This is a genomic window from Oceanobacillus sojae (assembly GCF_007991515.1).
Lineage (GTDB): Bacteria > Bacillota > Bacilli > Bacillales > Amphibacillaceae > Oceanobacillus > Oceanobacillus sojae.
Genome location: NZ_BJYM01000004.1, coordinates 93,063 through 109,999, shown reverse-complemented (window position 1 = coordinate 109,999; position 16,937 = coordinate 93,063). Strand labels below are relative to the sequence as shown.

At 38.6% G+C, this 16,937-nt stretch carries 14 protein-coding genes; all 14 read left to right on the top strand.

The window, feature by feature from the left end; translation table 11 throughout:
* Positions 1–720: 720 nt before the first annotated feature.
* The 14 genes from OSO01_RS05860 to ymfI all read left to right on the top strand — a co-directional run bounded on the left by OSO01_RS05860 (position 721) and on the right by ymfI (position 16,705).
* Positions 721–1,674 (top strand): polysaccharide deacetylase family protein, encoded by a 954-nt coding sequence (locus OSO01_RS05860; RefSeq protein WP_147209512.1) that lies wholly within the window; start codon positions 721–723, stop codon positions 1,672–1,674.
* 26 nt (positions 1,675–1,700) lie between these two features.
* Positions 1,701–2,927, top strand: a complete 1,227-nt coding sequence (locus OSO01_RS05855) for a M16 family metallopeptidase (protein WP_147209511.1) — start codon at positions 1,701–1,703, stop codon at positions 2,925–2,927.
* A 103-nt stretch (positions 2,928–3,030) separates the two neighbouring features.
* Positions 3,031–3,285, top strand: coding sequence for a YlmC/YmxH family sporulation protein (locus tag OSO01_RS05850; RefSeq protein ID WP_147209510.1), 255 nt, complete (start codon positions 3,031–3,033; stop codon positions 3,283–3,285).
* A 353-nt stretch (positions 3,286–3,638) separates the two neighbouring features.
* The gene (gene dpaA / locus OSO01_RS05845; RefSeq protein ID WP_147209509.1) at positions 3,639–4,523 is read left to right on the top strand and encodes a dipicolinic acid synthetase subunit A; all 885 of its coding nucleotides are present in this window, start codon (positions 3,639–3,641) and stop codon (positions 4,521–4,523) included.
* Complete coding sequence (gene dpaB / locus OSO01_RS05840; protein WP_147209508.1) at positions 4,520–5,125, top strand: dipicolinate synthase subunit B; 606 nt, start codon at positions 4,520–4,522, stop codon at positions 5,123–5,125. The genes dpaA and dpaB overlap by 4 nt, the downstream gene beginning before the upstream one ends.
* A 40-nt stretch (positions 5,126–5,165) precedes the next feature.
* Positions 5,166–6,218, top strand: a complete 1,053-nt coding sequence (asd, locus tag OSO01_RS05835) for an aspartate-semialdehyde dehydrogenase (RefSeq protein ID WP_147209507.1) — start codon at positions 5,166–5,168, stop codon at positions 6,216–6,218.
* Between the two features lie 100 nt (positions 6,219–6,318).
* Positions 6,319–7,548, top strand: a complete 1,230-nt coding sequence (gene dapG, locus OSO01_RS05830) for an aspartate kinase (protein ID WP_147209506.1) — start codon at positions 6,319–6,321, stop codon at positions 7,546–7,548.
* Positions 7,549–7,695: 147 nt separating this feature from the next.
* The gene (locus OSO01_RS05825) at positions 7,696–8,439 is read left to right on the top strand and encodes a ClpP family protease (RefSeq protein ID WP_371863283.1); all 744 of its coding nucleotides are present in this window, start codon (positions 7,696–7,698) and stop codon (positions 8,437–8,439) included.
* Entirely contained in the window at positions 8,439–8,645 is a 207-nt protein-coding gene (locus OSO01_RS05820; protein ID WP_147209505.1) for a YlzJ-like family protein, read from the top strand. The genes OSO01_RS05825 and OSO01_RS05820 overlap by 1 nt, the downstream gene beginning before the upstream one ends.
* A 318-nt stretch (positions 8,646–8,963) precedes the next feature.
* Entirely contained in the window at positions 8,964–11,294 is a 2,331-nt protein-coding gene (locus OSO01_RS05815; RefSeq protein WP_147209504.1) for a DNA translocase FtsK, read from the top strand.
* A gap of 324 nt (positions 11,295–11,618) precedes the next feature.
* Positions 11,619–12,344 (top strand): GntR family transcriptional regulator, encoded by a 726-nt coding sequence (locus OSO01_RS05810; RefSeq protein WP_147209503.1) that lies wholly within the window; start codon positions 11,619–11,621, stop codon positions 12,342–12,344.
* A 1,073-nt stretch (positions 12,345–13,417) separates the two neighbouring features.
* Entirely contained in the window at positions 13,418–14,704 is a 1,287-nt protein-coding gene (yfmF, locus tag OSO01_RS05805) for an EF-P 5-aminopentanol modification-associated protein YfmF (RefSeq protein WP_147209502.1), read from the top strand.
* Positions 14,697–15,992: an EF-P 5-aminopentanol modification-associated protein YfmH gene (gene yfmH, locus OSO01_RS05800; RefSeq protein ID WP_147209501.1), complete on the top strand. Its 1,296-nt coding sequence runs from the start codon at positions 14,697–14,699 to the stop codon at positions 15,990–15,992. The genes yfmF and yfmH overlap by 8 nt, the downstream gene beginning before the upstream one ends.
* Positions 15,989–16,705 (top strand): elongation factor P 5-aminopentanone reductase, encoded by a 717-nt coding sequence (gene ymfI, locus OSO01_RS05795; protein ID WP_147209500.1) that lies wholly within the window; start codon positions 15,989–15,991, stop codon positions 16,703–16,705. Before yfmH ends, ymfI begins: the two co-directional genes overlap by 4 nt.
* Positions 16,706–16,937: the final 232 nt, after the last annotated feature.

Genomic DNA, 16,937 nt, shown 5'->3' with positions numbered 1-16,937 from the left:
CTGATTTTTTTAGTTCAGTTTCTTTTTTTATGAATAGGTTTATGGTAAAAAAAGTGAATTATTAAAGAAATGATGGTTATTCATTATCCCGTTTGCTTTTTTGCTTGATGAAAAGATCATTTTAGCATTTCAAATGGTTGATTTGGCAATTGAAACTATGGCACACCATACAGCATGGATAGTAAATATCGGGAATAGCTTTCATGAACAGAAAGTAATCATAACAGAATATTTTATCGTGAATCAGGAAAAATGTTTTATCTGATTTAACTTCTATTTAGTCAGTTGTATTAAACAGTGTAGAACATCCTTCTAGCGGAGGGGGACCGTTTTGACTCCTGAGGGAATAGCATCATCTGAAGATCCACTTTTGCCAAGTGCTCTTCTTGGCAAAAGTTAGCTGAAGAGCATGCCCCTAGGAAAGCAAAACGGTCCGCCGCAGCGGTGGCCTCACACATTACCTTCTTTCTAGATAGGGTTTATGCTTTGTCAAGAGATAGATAGAAGGAACGATCAACACCTATCACTATGATAAGAAATTTATTTTTTAGGGTGCGAAAGTTGAGTAAGCGAAGGTATAGTGTAATCAGCGCAGCATTTTTCCGGGGCCTGGATTATTCCCCCGCTAAAATCCAATCATGATCCAATACAAAAGATTACTGTAAAAAAAGGCATACTTGTCCCTCTCAAGCATAGAAATGATAAGGGGAGGGATTAAATATGAAGCGATATTTTAAGTATGTACATGTAGTAGTTTTTCTAATTTTAATTTTTACGGTATTCGATATACGATATAATCCTTTTCAAACAGATTCTGTAGTGGTTGAACCAGCTGGAATAGAGATGAGCTCAACAAAAGATGATCTGTATAAGGAGATTGAACAAAAAAAAGAGACATACGAACAAAAGCCGCAGGATGCTTACATTGATAAGGTTTGGAAGAAAACACCTGGAAGAAACGGTCTGGAAGTAAATGTCAAAGAATCCTATAAAAAAATGAAAGAAGCAAATGAATGGGACGAAGATTTACTTGTTTTTAATGAAACCTCTCCTGATATCTTGTTAACAGATTTGCCGCCATCTCCAATTTATCGCGGACATCCAGATAAAAAAATGGTTTCATTTTTAATTAATGTTTCCTGGGGAGAGGAATATATTCCCGAAATGCTTCAAATTCTCAAAGATAATCAAGTAAAGGCAACTTTTTTTATTGAAGGTAAATGGGCACAAAATAATGCGAGTCTGGTTAAAATGATTGAAGAGGAAGGGCATTTAATCGGTAACCATGCCTATAATCATCCAGATATGGCAATGCTGGAAAAAAATGATGCCTATACACAAATAGAAGAGACAAATCAAATTTTAAAAACAATAACAGGAAAGCAGCCTGTATGGTTTGCGCCGCCAAGCGGAAGCTACAAAGACGAAACGGTGGAAACAGCAGCTGAACTGGAGATGGAAACTATCCTATGGACTGTCGATACGATTGATTGGAAGAATCCGTCTGTTTCCGTAGTGGTGAATCGCATACAAAACAATGTCCACCCTGGAGCGATGATTTTAATGCATCCGACCCAAGCAAGTACAGGTGGTCTGGAGCAAATGATTAGCGGTATCAAAGAAAAAGGTTATAAAATAGGAACAGTAGAATCACTATTAAGTGAATCGCGTTAAGCTAGGAAATTTAGGAGGATATACATTTGATAGAAAAATATACAAGCAGCAATGGTGTACGTATTGTACTAGAATCCATGCCGGCTGTACGCTCAGTCACAATAGGTATATGGGTTAAAACTGGATCCAGAAATGAAACAATCGATAATAACGGCATTTCACACTTTTTAGAGCATATGTTTTTTAAAGGGACTAAAACAAGAAACGCTCAGGATATTGCAGAAGCATTTGATTCTATCGGCGGACAAATTAATGCTTTTACCTCTAAAGAATATACATGTTTTTATGCAAAAGTGTTAGATACACATAAAGAATTTGCCTTAGAAGTATTAGCGGATATGTTCTTTGAATCAACATTTGACGAGGAAGAAATGGAAAGAGAAAAGAAAGTAGTTTATGAAGAAATTAAAATGTGCGAGGATACGCCTGATGATATTGTGCATGACCTGCTGGCAGAAGCTGCATACGGTAAGCACCCGCTGGGGTTCCCTATTCTTGGTACAGAAAAGCAGTTGGGGTCTTTTAATCAAAAGCAATTACAGCAGTATATAGAAGATAATTATACCCCTGATCGTATTGTTGTTTCTGTAGCTGGTAATGTGAACAGCTCATTTATTAAGGAGATTGATTCCTACTTTGGATCACTTACAAGAAAAGCAAAAGAGAAAGAATTAACGAAGCCAGTATTCTTACAGGAAGCAATTTATCGAAGCAAGGATACAGAACAGGCACATTTATGCCTCGGCTATAATGGGTATGAGGTAGGAGATAAGCATTTATATCCGCTATCTATTATGAATAATGTGCTGGGAGGAAGTATGAGCTCACGATTATTCCAAGAGGTGCGTGAGAAAAAAGGACTTGCCTATTCTGTCTTTTCTTATCATGCTGCATTTATAGATGATGGTCTACTCACAATCTATGCGGGTACAGGCAAAGAGCAGCTAGAACAGCTGGAAGAGGTTATTTATTCTACCCTTCATCATTTTGTGAAACAAGGATTAACAGAGAGAGAATTACGGAACAGCAAAGAACAAATTAAGGGAAATTTGATGTTAGGATTAGAGAGTACCAATAGTCGGATGTCACGAAATGGCCGTAATGAGCTGTTATTGCAAAAACACCGTTCTTTAGACGATTTAATTACAGAAATTGATGGCATTACCGATCAGCAGGTGACAAGTGTCATTCAAAATGTCCTGCTGCAAAACCCATCCCGTGCACTAGTTGCACCAGAAGACTACCGTAAATAGAAGCATGTTTTCTTATTTTGGGACATATAGTGTATAAACGAGACTTCATTATCTTGTGATTGTAAATACTTGCCCTAAGAAAAACAAAAAAAGGAGTTTTTTTATGGTGCGCTTTCGAGATATGGGAGATAAGGAAATCATTAATGTGAATGAAGGAAAAAGGCTTGGCATGCTTGGTCAAACCGATTTAGAAATTAATCCTAAAACGGGTCAGATCGAAGCGTTTATTATCCCGAGTTATAAATGGTTTGGCCTTGTCAAAGAGGGAGAAGAGACTAAAATTCATTGGCAGTCTATCCGGAAAATTGGTGAGGATATGATAATGATTGACACCAAACTTCCTGATGAAGAACGATAAAATAGAAATTATTTGCTTAAAGCTTGTTTATTTTGTTGGAAAAGGAGACTGAACACATCCTTTTCTTTCTGAATAAACAAGCTTTTTTAATATCTTAATATTAGGCTTTTAATTGCCGGGAGCGAGCATTTACATAAAGAACAGATGATTAAACTCATCCAAAGACCTATGCATCAGCATATAAAGAGTTTTAAGTAAGAAAAATAAACTTTTCGGAGCTTCCTTAATGAAGAAAGCATTTTCTAAAAGTTAGACGGTAATTTTAAGGCTTATTTGTTCACCCCTCACTTAAAAAAACATAAGCTATATCGAATCATGAATACGTTAAAAGTTGTCTGGAGGTAATACGTAAAATGAGTCGACGGATTGCAGTGATAGGTGGAGATGCAAGATATTTAGAGTTAATAAAAATCTTAAAAAGTAATCATGATAATGAAGTGATACTTTGCGGTTTTGATAAATTGGAGCAGGGGTTTACAGGCTTAAATGAATTAGCATTAGATGAATTGGATCAGAGCAGCCTGGATGTAGTTGTTTTACCAATTACAGGGACGGATTCAAGCGGAAATGTCGAAACAGTTTTTACAGATAAAAAAATAAATTTGGATGGAGCATGGTTTCAAAAATTAAATCCCGAATGTGTAGTTTTTACTGGAATTACGAATGATTACTTAACCAATTTGACGGAAGAAGCAGGTATTAAGCTGATACCATTGCTTGATCGTGATGATGTTGCCATTTATAATTCCATTCCGACTGCTGAAGGGGCCATTATGATGGCTTTTGAGCATACAGATCAGACAGTTCACTCTTCGCGTGTGATGGTTGTAGGATTTGGCAGAGTAGGTAATACGGTAGCAAATAAGTTTTCTGCACTTGGTGCGAAGGTTTCAGTGTGTGCCAGAAGCATACGGGATTTGGCGCGTATTACAGAAATGGGTTTAAATGCAGTGCCATTACATGATTTAAGTAATCAGACAGAGAATTGCGATATTTTAATCAATACGATTCCGAGTCTTGTTGTTACCAAAGAGGCTATCAGGAATCTGCCGAATAATGCAGTAATTATTGATCTTGCCTCCAAACCGGGAGGAACAGATTTTGAATTTGCGAAAAAACGCGGTATTAATGCCATACTTGCACGCAGTCTTCCTGGTATTGTCGCCCCTAGAACTGCCGGAAAAATACTTGCTAATGTGATGGAACAAATTCTCGAGGAGGAGCGTGAATTAGAATGACATTCACCGGTAAACGGATTGGATTTGGTCTAACTGGCTCCCATCATACGATTGAGCATATTTTTCCAATTATGGAGGAATTAATTAATCAGGGTGCAGAAATCATTCCGTTTATAACAGAAACGGTTCAATATACAGATACCAAGCACGGTAAGGCAAAAGATAATGTAGAAAATCTTGAGAAAATAACCGGTCAAACAGCTATTACTACTATCCCTGGGGCAGAGCCTTATGGTCCGGATAAACCGCTTGATGTAATGGTCATTGCCCCCTTGACAGGAAATTCAATGAGTAAGCTGGCTAATGCTCATACAGATAATCCAGTCCTGATGGCCGCCAAGTCTACTCTCCGCAATGAAAGTCCAGTGGTATTGGCTTTAACGACCAATGATGCACTCGGATTAAATGCAAAGAATTTAGCCATATTGCTTAATGCAAAGCATATGTTTTTTGTTCCGTTCGGGCAGGATAATCCTTATCAAAAACCCTCCTCTCTCTCAGCAGATTTAAGTCAATTAATTCCAGCTGTAGAGACGGCGTTAAAAGGAAAACAAATTCAGCCGATTATTGTACCTTATTCCACAAAAAATATGTTAAAATGAAGTTTAGTTGACATTTAATTAAGTGGAGGGAGTTATTAGAATGCCAGAGCAGCAAACATACAATGTAGCTATAGTAGGTGCTACAGGGGCAGTAGGTCAGAAAATCAAAAAAATATTAGAAGATAAAGAGTTTCCGATAAATGAATTAAAATTATTATCATCTGCGCGTTCAGCTGGAAAAGAAGAAACTTTTCGCGGGGAAACAATCATTGTTGAAGAGGCTGCAGCCGAATCCTTTGAAGGCGTAGATATTGCGCTATTCTCTGCAGGCGGGTCTATTTCTAAAAAGCTGGCTCCAGAGGCGGTTAAAAGGGGAGCAGTTGTTGTCGATAATACAAGTGCTTTTCGTATGGATAAGGATGTACCGCTTGTTGTTCCAGAAGTTAATCCAGAGGATATTGCAGAGCATCAGGGGATTATCGCAAATCCGAACTGTTCCACCATTCAAATGGTCGCGGCTTTAAAACCGATTAAAGATGCATATGGAATTAATAAAATTATTGTATCTACTTACCAGGCAGTATCAGGTGCTGGAAATGCTGCGGTAGAGGAATTGTATGAACAGTCAAGGGATTATTTAGAAGGTAAAGAAATAAACGCAGAGATTTTACCTGTTAAAGGAGATAAAAAGCATTTTCCAATTGCTTTCAACGCATTGCCGCAAATCGATGTGTTTGAAGACAATGGCTTCACTTTTGAAGAGATGAAAATGATTAATGAAACGAAAAAAATTATGCATGATGAAGCCTTAAATGTAGCAGCAACCTGTGTACGCCTTCCATTTGCTACTTCCCATGCAGAAAGTGTCTATATTGAATTAGATCGGGAAGGGCTGGCTGTTAAAGATATCTGGAAGACGCTGGAAGCGGCAGACGGAGTTATTCTGCAGGATAACCCTCAGGCTCAGGAGTACCCAACTCCACAATCTGCACAAGATAAAGAAGAAGTTTTTGTCGGACGCGTACGCAAAGATTTAGATAATCCAAAAGGCTTCCATCTATGGGTTGTATCTGATAACTTATTAAAAGGCGCGGCTTGGAATACAGTACAAATCGCGCAAGTATTAACAGAACGCGGCTGGTTAAAAAAATAATTATTCCCAGTGATTGATGAAGACGATTTTAAAATGATGACGTAATTAATCTATTAGACATCCAGAGTTTAACAGCTTGGATAGTGTTGAGGTGTTAATATTGCAAGTATTAGTACAAAAATTCGGAGGAACTTCTGTACAATCAGAAACAAATCGGGAGCATGTTATCCGTCATATTAAGGATGCACTTGTTCAAGAATATAAATTAGTTGTTGTTGTTTCTGCTCTAGGAAGAAAACCAGATCCTTATGCAACGGACAGTTTGCTAAGCTTAATAGACTTTCCGGCAAATAAAAATTCTAACCGTGAGCTCGATTTACTTATGTCATGCGGTGAAATTATTTCATCCGTTGTCCTATCTAATGAGCTGCAAAAAAATCATGTTTCTGCAACAGCTTTGACTGGTGCACAGGCTGGTTTTGTAACGAGTGAAGATTTTAACCGGGCAAAAATAAAAAAGGTAAATCCTGTACGTATATTACATGAATTAGAAACGCATGACGTCGTTGTTGTGGCAGGGTTCCAGGGTCAAAGTGAGTCTGGAGAAATAACAACCATCGGCCGTGGCGGCAGTGATACTTCAGCAGCTGCCCTAGGGGTTGCTTTAGAAGCGGAGCGTATCGAGATTTTTACAGATGTAGAAGGTATTATGACAGCAGATCCGCGTGTCGTAAAGAATGCACGTCCGCTTGATGTGGTGACATATACTGAAATCTGTAATCTTGCTTATCAAGGCGCAAAAGTCATTCACCCGCGCGCTGTAGAAATAGCTATGCAAGGGAAAATACCGATGCGTATCCGTTCCACCTATTCGGAACGGCTTGGGACGCTTGTTACATCTTCCAGGATTGAAGAAGCAGGTGCAGACATTTCAGAACGGATGATCACCGGTATTGCACATATTGCGAATGTTACTCAAATTAAGGTGCAGACGAAGGAATCAGCTTACCGTGTACAATCAGAAGTATTTAAAGCAATGGCAGAATCTGGTATTTCTGTTGATTTTATTAATATCTCGCCCACAGGTGTGGCTTATACTGTGCCGGCAGAGCTTACTACAAAAGCAATAGAAATTTTAGAGATGCTGGGCTTTCAACCGGAAATTACGGAAAACTGTGCAAAGGTTTCAGCAGTTGGAGCCGGAATGACTGGAGTGCCTGGCGTTGCCTCTAAAATCGTGCAGGCATTAACAGATTCTGGTGTGCAGATATTACAATCAGCAGACAGCCATACCACGATTTGGGTTTTGGTACATGACCATGAATTAGTTACAGCAGTTAATGCATTGCATGAAGTATTTGGATTAAGTGCAGAAGAAGTACCGTTATAAAAATCAAAAAAGACATGAAGCAGCTATTATCTGCCTCATGTCTTTTTACTATCCAAAATATTAAAAAAGATACCATATCTCTTCTTTCGTATTATTTTTTACCGATTGTTTATACTAATCATAAAAATAGCTGGAAGGGGTTTTAATATGCGTATGGATACGGATGATAATGAAAATCAAGAAGAAGAGGAGAACGGATCGAACAATGCATCCTCTCTTGTAGAAAAAATTCAGCAGCTCGGGCAGGCAAATGTTCCGCAGGCTCCTGATTCAAATATCCATGTTTTATCAATCATTGGACAGGTGGAAGGGCATCTTCAGCTGCCGCCGCAAAATAAAACAACAAAATATGAGCATTTGCTGCCACAGCTGATTGCTGTAGAACAAAACCCTAAAATTGAAGGGTTAATTATTTTGTTAAATACAGTTGGCGGGGATGTTGAAGCAGGGCTGGCGCTTGCGGAAATGATTGCATCGATGTCCAAGCCGACTACCTCTATCGTACTTGGAGGAGGACATTCCATTGGTGCACCGATTGCAGTCGCCACGGATTATTCCTTTATTGTGCCTACAGCAACAATGACGATACACCCTGTCAGATTAACAGGACTGGTAATCGGCGTTCCACAAACGTTTGAATATCTTGATAAAATGCAGGATCGTGTGATTCAGTTTATTGTTGATCATTCCAATATTGATTCTGAACAATTAAAGGAATTGATGTTTGCAAAAGGGAATCTTACTCGCGATATTGGTACAAATGTTGTTGGCAGGGAAGCTGTGGAGTATGGCATCATTGATGAAGTCGGCGGAGTAAAAGAGGCAATAAAGAAATTAAATTACATGATTCAAAGTTCAAAACCAAAACAAGAAGAGGAAGGGACTGCCTGATGATACTCTATACACCATTATCCTATCAGGAAATTTTTCCGGAAGAACAAGGAGCAGGTAACGGAATACAAGCAATTGAATGGCAGGGAAGAACGGTTTTTGTATCTAAAAATAATGATGGGAATTACCAAATTAATCAGCTTATTTCAAGTAATCCGAATGATTATCTGAATCCGGAATTTTTACCAGGAAGAATTATCAGCTGATGGTAATCTATGCTATAATAAAGAAACGATAAAAGATAAGATTATGAAACAATATTGGATGACATGATAACTGGAACAGCAGCCTCTTTAAGGAGAAGACAGGGAATTAGTGCAATAAGCACTTATTTTCCCAATAAAGTCTCTCTGACAGTATAAAGAGAACTGATTCCAGTTTCCTTGTTTAAATCTATCAATATATAAATTGAATAATTGCATCTATCTCTTTTTAAAATAGAAATAAAGTATATGAAAGGAGTATAATGCTTTCATTCAATTTATATAGAAATCTTAATTTGTTCTACATACAGGGGTGAGAAAATGGCTGCCAAAAAGAGAAAAAGAAGAAAAAAAACGACAACCAAACAGCTTAAAGGATTACAAAAAGAGCTCATTGGATTATTATTAATATTTATTGCAATATTTGGAAGCGGGGCAGCTATGTTAAGCGGCGGTGCTATACCTGATTGGCTGGGAAATATATTTCAGTTTTTCTTGGGAATTTGGCATTTTATCCTTCCTGTTGCATTATTTATTATTGGTTTTTATCTTATTATCAAACGCCAGGTACCTGATTTTTTATCCAGAAGATTAATAGGATTTTATATTTTTCTGACCGGTATCTTATTGCTGACACATGTACAAGTGATGGAAAGCTTGCTGGCTAATACGAATGATGTATCTATACTTGGTCTGACCTGGCAGCTTTACTTCCAATACTTAGAAGGCACCGGTACATTGGTACAGACAGGCGGAGGTATGGTCGGTGCACTATTATTCACTGTCTCTTACTTTTTATTTTCTATTGCAGGTTCGCGGATAGTTGTATTTTTCTGCTTACTAATCGGAATTATTTTTTTGACGAATTTGTCTATCGGCGAGTTTGTTAAAAAGTTAGGCGCTGGTTTTAAATCCACTTTTGCTTATCTGGCCGAACGTCTGGAGCGATCAAGAGAGAAAAGAGCTGAACGGAAAGAAGAGCAAAAAGAAATTAAAGATTCTGTTTCTAAGAAACGAAAAGAGAAAAATAAACAGGTAACGGAAGAGCATGAAGACAATACAGAAGAGCTTCTTATTAATGATTTTACAGATATTGCGTATCAGGAACAGCCGCAAGCAGAAGCTGAAACTGCAAAAACAGAGAGTTCCAAACAGCAGGAAAATGCGGGCGGTGAGGAAGAGCTTCAGGAAACATTGCCTATGACAGCAACAGAAAATCATGATTATAAGCTGCCGTCGATGGATTTATTAGCAAGTCCAGCCCATAATTCACAACAGCAGGAGAAATCACATATTCAGGCAACTGTGCGTAAGCTGGACCGTACTTTTCAGAGCTTCGGCGTAAAAGCTAAAATAGCAAAAGTACATGTCGGTCCAGCAGTAACGAAATATGAAGTGTATCCAGAGTCTGGTGTGAAGGTAAGTAAAATTGTCGGTCTTCATGATGATATTGCTTTAGCACTTGCTGCAAAGGATATACGTATTGAAGCACCGATACCCGGCAAATCAGCAGTGGGTATTGAAGTCCCTAACAAGGAAGTATCCATGGTTTCACTCCGGGAGGTTTTAGACAAACAATCTTCTAAGACAAATAAACTGACGTTTGCTTTAGGAAGAGATATTTCTGGAGAAGCAATTGCCGGGGAGTTAAATAAAATGCCCCACTTACTGATTGCCGGCGCGACAGGAAGTGGGAAAAGTGTCTGTGTGAACGGCATTATTACAAGTATTCTAATGCGTGCCAAACCGCATGAAGTCAAGATGATGATGATTGACCCTAAAAAAGTAGAGCTGAATGTATATAATGGGATTCCGCATTTATTAACACCTGTTGTAACAGATCCTAAAAAAGCTTCCAGAGCATTGAAAAAAATTGTTGCAGAGATGGAACGGAGATATGATCTGTTTTCTGATAGCGGCACAAGAAATATGGAAGGCTACAATGCCTATGTCCGGAAACAAAATGCAGACGCAGATGCGGAGGAGCAGCAGCCTTATTTGCCATATATTGTTGTTCTTGTGGATGAGCTGGCAGATTTAATGATGGTTGCTTCGAATGATGTAGAAGATGCAATCACCCGGCTTGCGCAAATGGCGCGTGCGGCAGGTATCCATATAATCATAGCAACGCAGCGTCCATCTGTAGATGTTATCACCGGGGTTATTAAAGCAAATATACCATCAAGAATTGCCTTCAGTGTATCATCTACAACAGATTCACGTACAATCCTGGATTCCGGGGGGGCAGAGAAATTACTTGGGCGGGGCGATATGTTATATCTCCCATCCGGCAGCTCTAAGCCGACACGTGTCCAGGGGGCATTTTTATCTGATGAAGAGGTAGAACGTATTGTAGATCACTGTATCGAACAGCAGCAGGCAAGCTATCAGGAAGAAATGATTCCAGAAGAAACGAATGAAGTGATGGAGGAAGTGGATGATGAGCTTTATGACGATGCAGTACAGATGATTACTGAAATGCAAAGTGCGAGTGTTTCTATGCTCCAGCGCCGTTTCCGCATCGGTTATACGAGGGCAGCCCGATTAATAGACGCTATGGAGGCGCGTGGTATTGTCGGGCCATATGAAGGAAGTAAACCTCGTTCTGTACTGGTGCCTAACCAGACAGAAGAGCATTCCACTACTTCTTAAAAAAACCGGTTTATCTGTTGTAGATAAACCGGTTTTTTCTCATTCTGTAAGAAAGTACTTTTGATGTGAATTTATTTCTGGTTCATAGATATAACTGTCCAGATTCACAGGCTTAATAGCCGGCAATCTCCCTGAGTAACCAGATAATAAGTCGCCGTCGATTCAAAGTGTGCAGTCCGGTTTGTACGTTGCTGTACAGGGGCTCTGAGCTTTTGTTCAGATAATAATTTTTTAAAGTTCAAAATTAGCAGAAGAAGTGGTACGATTAATAACAGATGCAAAAAGGCTATAGATGAAGTATTTGATAAGAAAAGAGGTGAAGAAATGAATTTGCGTGAAGATGCCAGACATTTATATTTGCAGGTTATGGACAAAATAAAAGCAGGCATTGAAGATGGATTATATAAAGAGGAAGAAAAACTGCCATCTGAATACGAACTTTCGAAGCAATTAGGGGTTTCACGGGCAACTTTACGAGAGGCATTAAGAATGCTGGAAGAAGATAATATCGTAACCCGCAGGCATGGAGTTGGAACATTTGTAAATACAAAGCCATTGTTCCAGGCAGGTATTGAAGAACTCAGCAGTGTAACACAAATGATTAAGCAGTCAGGAAAGAAGCCTGGGACACAATATATCAGTACAGATATTTTAGATGCTACCGAGCAGGAAAAGCGTGATTTCAGCAACCCGGATTTAGAATATGTAACAGCTATTGAAAGAATACGTACTGCTGATGATGTGCCAGTTGTATTTTGTGTTGATAAAGCTCCAGCGTCTTACCTGTCTTTAGAAAAATTACGGGAGATGGCTTCCATTTTCAGTACGATTGAAGCGGCCTCAGAAAAGCAAATTACTTACGCTGTTGCAAATATTGAACCAATTACATATCATGAACGCATTTATAGTATTTTGCAGTGTACGCCCGACCAGCCGCTGCTTTTATTAAAACAGATGCACTATACAAGCAATGATGAGGGTGTTTTGTATTCTATGAATTATTTCCGGGCAGATATGTTCAGCTTTCAAGTTGTGCGCAGGCGTCTTTAATGTTGCCGGGGAATTTCTTTGCGAGCTGTAAACATTTTATAATCAAAAGGAAAGCTGTTGTTTAAACTATATTAGAAGACAGATCAATTCTATATACTCAACTTTCACACCTAAAAAAATAACTTGCTTATCCTAGAGACAGGTGTTGACTGTTCTTTCCATCTATCTCTTGACAAGGCATAAACGCTATTTAGAAAGAAGATAACGTGTAAGGCTACCGCTGCGGCGGACCGTTTTGCTTTCGACGTACAGGACGTACTAATGCAGGCGTTGCAACAACTCTTTTCGATGGGGTGAGTAATCGCAACCCCAGGACGTTGCGACCTTAGCCTGCCTAGGGTAGGGGCATGCTCTTCAGCTAACTTTTGCTAAGAAGAGCACTTGGCAAAAGTGGACCTTCAGATGATGCTATTCCCTCAGGAGTCAAAACGGTCCGCCGCAGCTAGCAGGAGATTTTATACTGTTTAATACAACGGAGCAAATAGAAATTCGACCAGCAAAGAACATATTTTTCGTTGGTGCATATAAAAATGTCCCGTCACGATTACTTTCTGTTCATGAAAGCTATTTTACTATACCAAGTTGTGCATCATTTAAATTGCCAAATCAACCATTTGAAACACTAAAATGATCTTTTCATCAAGCAAGAATAGATTATTTCATCCAACCCTATTAGGATATGATTTCCCGCATTCGCTGTAGAAGCCTAACTAAGCGCAGACCAACCACGAAGACTCCTATGGGAACCGGGTGAGCTGAAGATCCACTTGAAAAGCGGTTTTCTTTTCAAGTTAGCTGAAGCCGTCCCCTTGGAAAGCGTAGTGATTGGTTGCAGGAGCTATACACAATTTCCATTTCATATAGTAGGGGATTTAACAAAATGCAAACAGGATAAGAAAGAACATGTTCAACCTGGAACAGTAAGGTATAGATACTTATTCTCAGGTGCGAAAGTTGAGTTATATACTTTTAAAAAATTTCCTCATGTAATACCTGTTTCTTTGAATATGATGGATGATAAAGGAGAGAAACGAGTAAAATAAATACTGGCTAGTTTAGAATGGAGGATAAATATGAGTGTTAAGGAAATTAAACAGAATGAAAATAATATACAATTTCACATGCTTCCGAATAAAAAACATAAAACATTAACCTTTGCAGTAAAATTTCGTGCACCGCTGGAGAGAGGAACCATTACAAAACGGGCTCTGCTTCCTTATGTGTTAAAACAGGGAACAGCTTCCTTTCCTACGCGCAAAGAACTGCAGGAGGAATTGGCAGAATTGTATGGGGCAGTGCTTTCTATCGGAGGATCAAAAAAAGGAGAAAGTCATATTTTGACATTTTATTTGGAAGTACCAAATGAAAAATTCCTGCCTGGAACCAATTCATTATTGGAACGGGCGATAGAACTGCTGTATGAAATTGTTTATAAACCAAATCAGGAAGAGAACGGATTTCCTAAGCGGGTATTCGACCGAGAAAAAGAAATTCTTCGTCAAAATATACTTTCTATTAAGGATGATAAGGCCAGCTATGCTAATATCCGGCTAATGGACGAAATGTGTTCAGGTGAACGCTATAGTATTCATGCACAAGGCTATGAGAAGGATTTATCAGCGTTTTCAAATCAGGAGCTGTTTACGTATTATCAAAATATGCACCAGGAAGATGAGATAGATATTTATGTAAGCGGAGATTTTGATGCGGAACAGATGCTGAATTTATTAACTAGCCGATTTAAACGGTCATCAAAGAAAAAAGAAGCTCCTGTTAATGATGATGTGCCAGCGCAATCAGTTACATCCAAAGAACTGATCGAAGAAGATCAGATGCAGCAGGCGAAGCTGAATATCGGCTATCGGACCAATATTCTTTTCCGAGATGAAAAGTATCCGGCATTGCAGGTTTTTAATGGGATGTTCGGCGGTTTCCCAAGTTCAAAATTATTTATAAATGTAAGAGAAAAGAATAGCCTGGCTTATTATGCTGTCTCCCGGATGGAGAGTCATAAAGGTTTATTATTTGTGATGAGCGGAATTGCTCCAGAGGATTATAATAAGGCATTGACAATTATCCGTGAGCAGTTGGAAGCTATGAAAAATGGCGAATTTACGGAAGAAGAACTGGAAGAAACAAAGCTTCTTATTATCAATCAATTAAAAGAGACCTTAGATCATACGCAGGGTATGATTGAATTTATGTATCAGCAAGTAGTTGGACACAAAGAGATTACAGTTGATGAGCTGTTTCATGGTATTCAGCAGGTAACTAGAGAGCAGGTTATCGAAGTAGCGAATCAAGTGAAGGAAAACATGGTGTACTTATTAACAAGTGAAGGAGGAGAGGCCGATGAATAAGCAGTATTTTGATACAATTGATGAAACTTTATATGAAGAAAAACTGGATAACGGACTGCAGGTTTGTCTACTACCAAAACCGGAATTGGCGAAAACATATGGTGTTTTCATGACAAATTACGGATCGATTGATCAGAGCTTTGTACCTATTGGTCAAACAGAGGCGATCACTGTGCCGGATGGAATTGCTCATTTCTTGGAGCATAAGCTCTTTGAGAAAGAAGATCGTGATGTATTTACGGATTTTACCAAGCAGGCAGCTTCTCCAAACGCCTTTACTTCCTTTACAGAAACAGCTTATTTATTTTCGGCGACAAGTAATATTGAGAAGAACGTATTAACATTGGTTGATTTTGTGCAGGATCCCTATTTCTCTGAGCAATCCGTAGAGAAGGAAAAAGGAATCATCGCGCAGGAAATTAATATGTATGATGATCAGCCGGATTGGCGTCTGTTTATGGGAACGAATAAAGCGTTGTTCCATAACCATCCTGTGAATATTGATATTGCAGGCACAGTAGATTCCATTTACACCATAACAAAGGATGATTTATATACCTGTTACCATACTTTCTATCATCCGGAAAATATGATCTTATTTGTAACTGGAAACTTTGATGCTCAGGAAATGATGAATTTAATTAAAGAAAACCAGCAGAAAAAATCATTTGATAAGCTGGACGATATAAAGCGGCAGTTTCCGGAAGAGCCTGATACTGTAAAAGAAAAGAACTTAATGATAAATATGCCGGTATCTATTCCTAAATGTGCAGTAGGTATTAAAGAGCCGAATAAGCAGCTCGAAGGCGAAGAATACCTGAAACGTGATTTATTCGTTGATATGGTGCTTGATCATTTCTTTTCAACTGGCGGAGAGTTTTACCAAAAACTATATGATGAAGATTTAATTGATAACAGCTTCTTTTTTGAAAGTAATCTGCAAACTTCTTTTGGTTATGTTTCCATTGGTTCCAATACCAATAATCCTGAAGCTTTTTCCTCACGGGTGCAGGAATTGCTTTTATCAACCAAAGACCACGAAATTAGTGAAGCAGATTTTGAACGGATGAAAAAGAAAAAGATGGGGCAATTGCTCCGTGCGATGAATTCTTTGGAATTTATTGCGAATCAATTTGCCACTTTATCCTTTAAAAAGGTAAATTTATTTGATATCGTACCATTTATTCAAAAACTGACTGTTCAGGATGTAAATGTGTTTTTAAATTCATGGATAGAAGAAGAACGTCTGGCAACATGCACGATTCAAAATCAAACGGTGGATAAATGAAAGGGAATATCCTTTTAATTGGTGCGAGTGGTGATATCGGTTCAGCTATTGCAAAAAAATTGCTGGACACCGGGTATCAGCTTATCCTTCATTATCATTCCAATCAGGCACCTATTAAAGAATTAATGCAGGCTGATGAGCGAAACGCTATCTTAGCTGCTTATCAGGCGGATTTAGCAGATGAAGCAGAGGTAGCTGATTTTATTGAGGCTGTATCTATCTCTGTAGATGGAATTATTTTTGCTGGCGGTCATGCACATTATGGTTTGTTTCAGGATATGAGAGCTGAAGAGATGGATGACTTACTGCAGGTTCATGTCAAGTCGCCATGGTTGATTACCCATCATTTTCTTCCAGCTATGATCCGCCAAAGAAAAGGAAATATTTTATTTGTTACAAGCATTTGGGGCGATTATGGGGCAAGTAATGAAGTTGTCTACTCCAGTGTAAAGGGAGCCCAAAATATATTTGTAAAGGCTTTGGCAAAAGAAGTAGCATTATCCAATATCCGGGTAAATGCAGTAAGCCCCGGTTTTATTGATACGAAAATGAATCACAATTTATCTCTTGAAGAAGCAGATGCCTTTATTAATGAAATTCCGGAGAATCGGGCGGGGCGTCCTGAAGAGGTTGCCAATGTAATCAGCTATTTACTTAGTGAAGAATCCAGTTATATTCAGGGTGAAGTCATTCATATTAATGGCGGTTTGTAGAAGGATATCTTCATTCAACAGCATAATTACAAGCGTTTCTCTATGGTAAAAGATAATTGGGCATGTATAAATTTTAAAATTCCTCAAATACTATAGGTGCTTAAGGAGAGTTTCAGAACAGCCCGCTTATGTAGTCAGCCTTTATTTTTGCGAATAAAGAGATATAAAATGGTGTTCTGAAAAAGCTGTATGTCCCTGGTAACAGGGATAATGGTTGGCAAATCGTGAGACT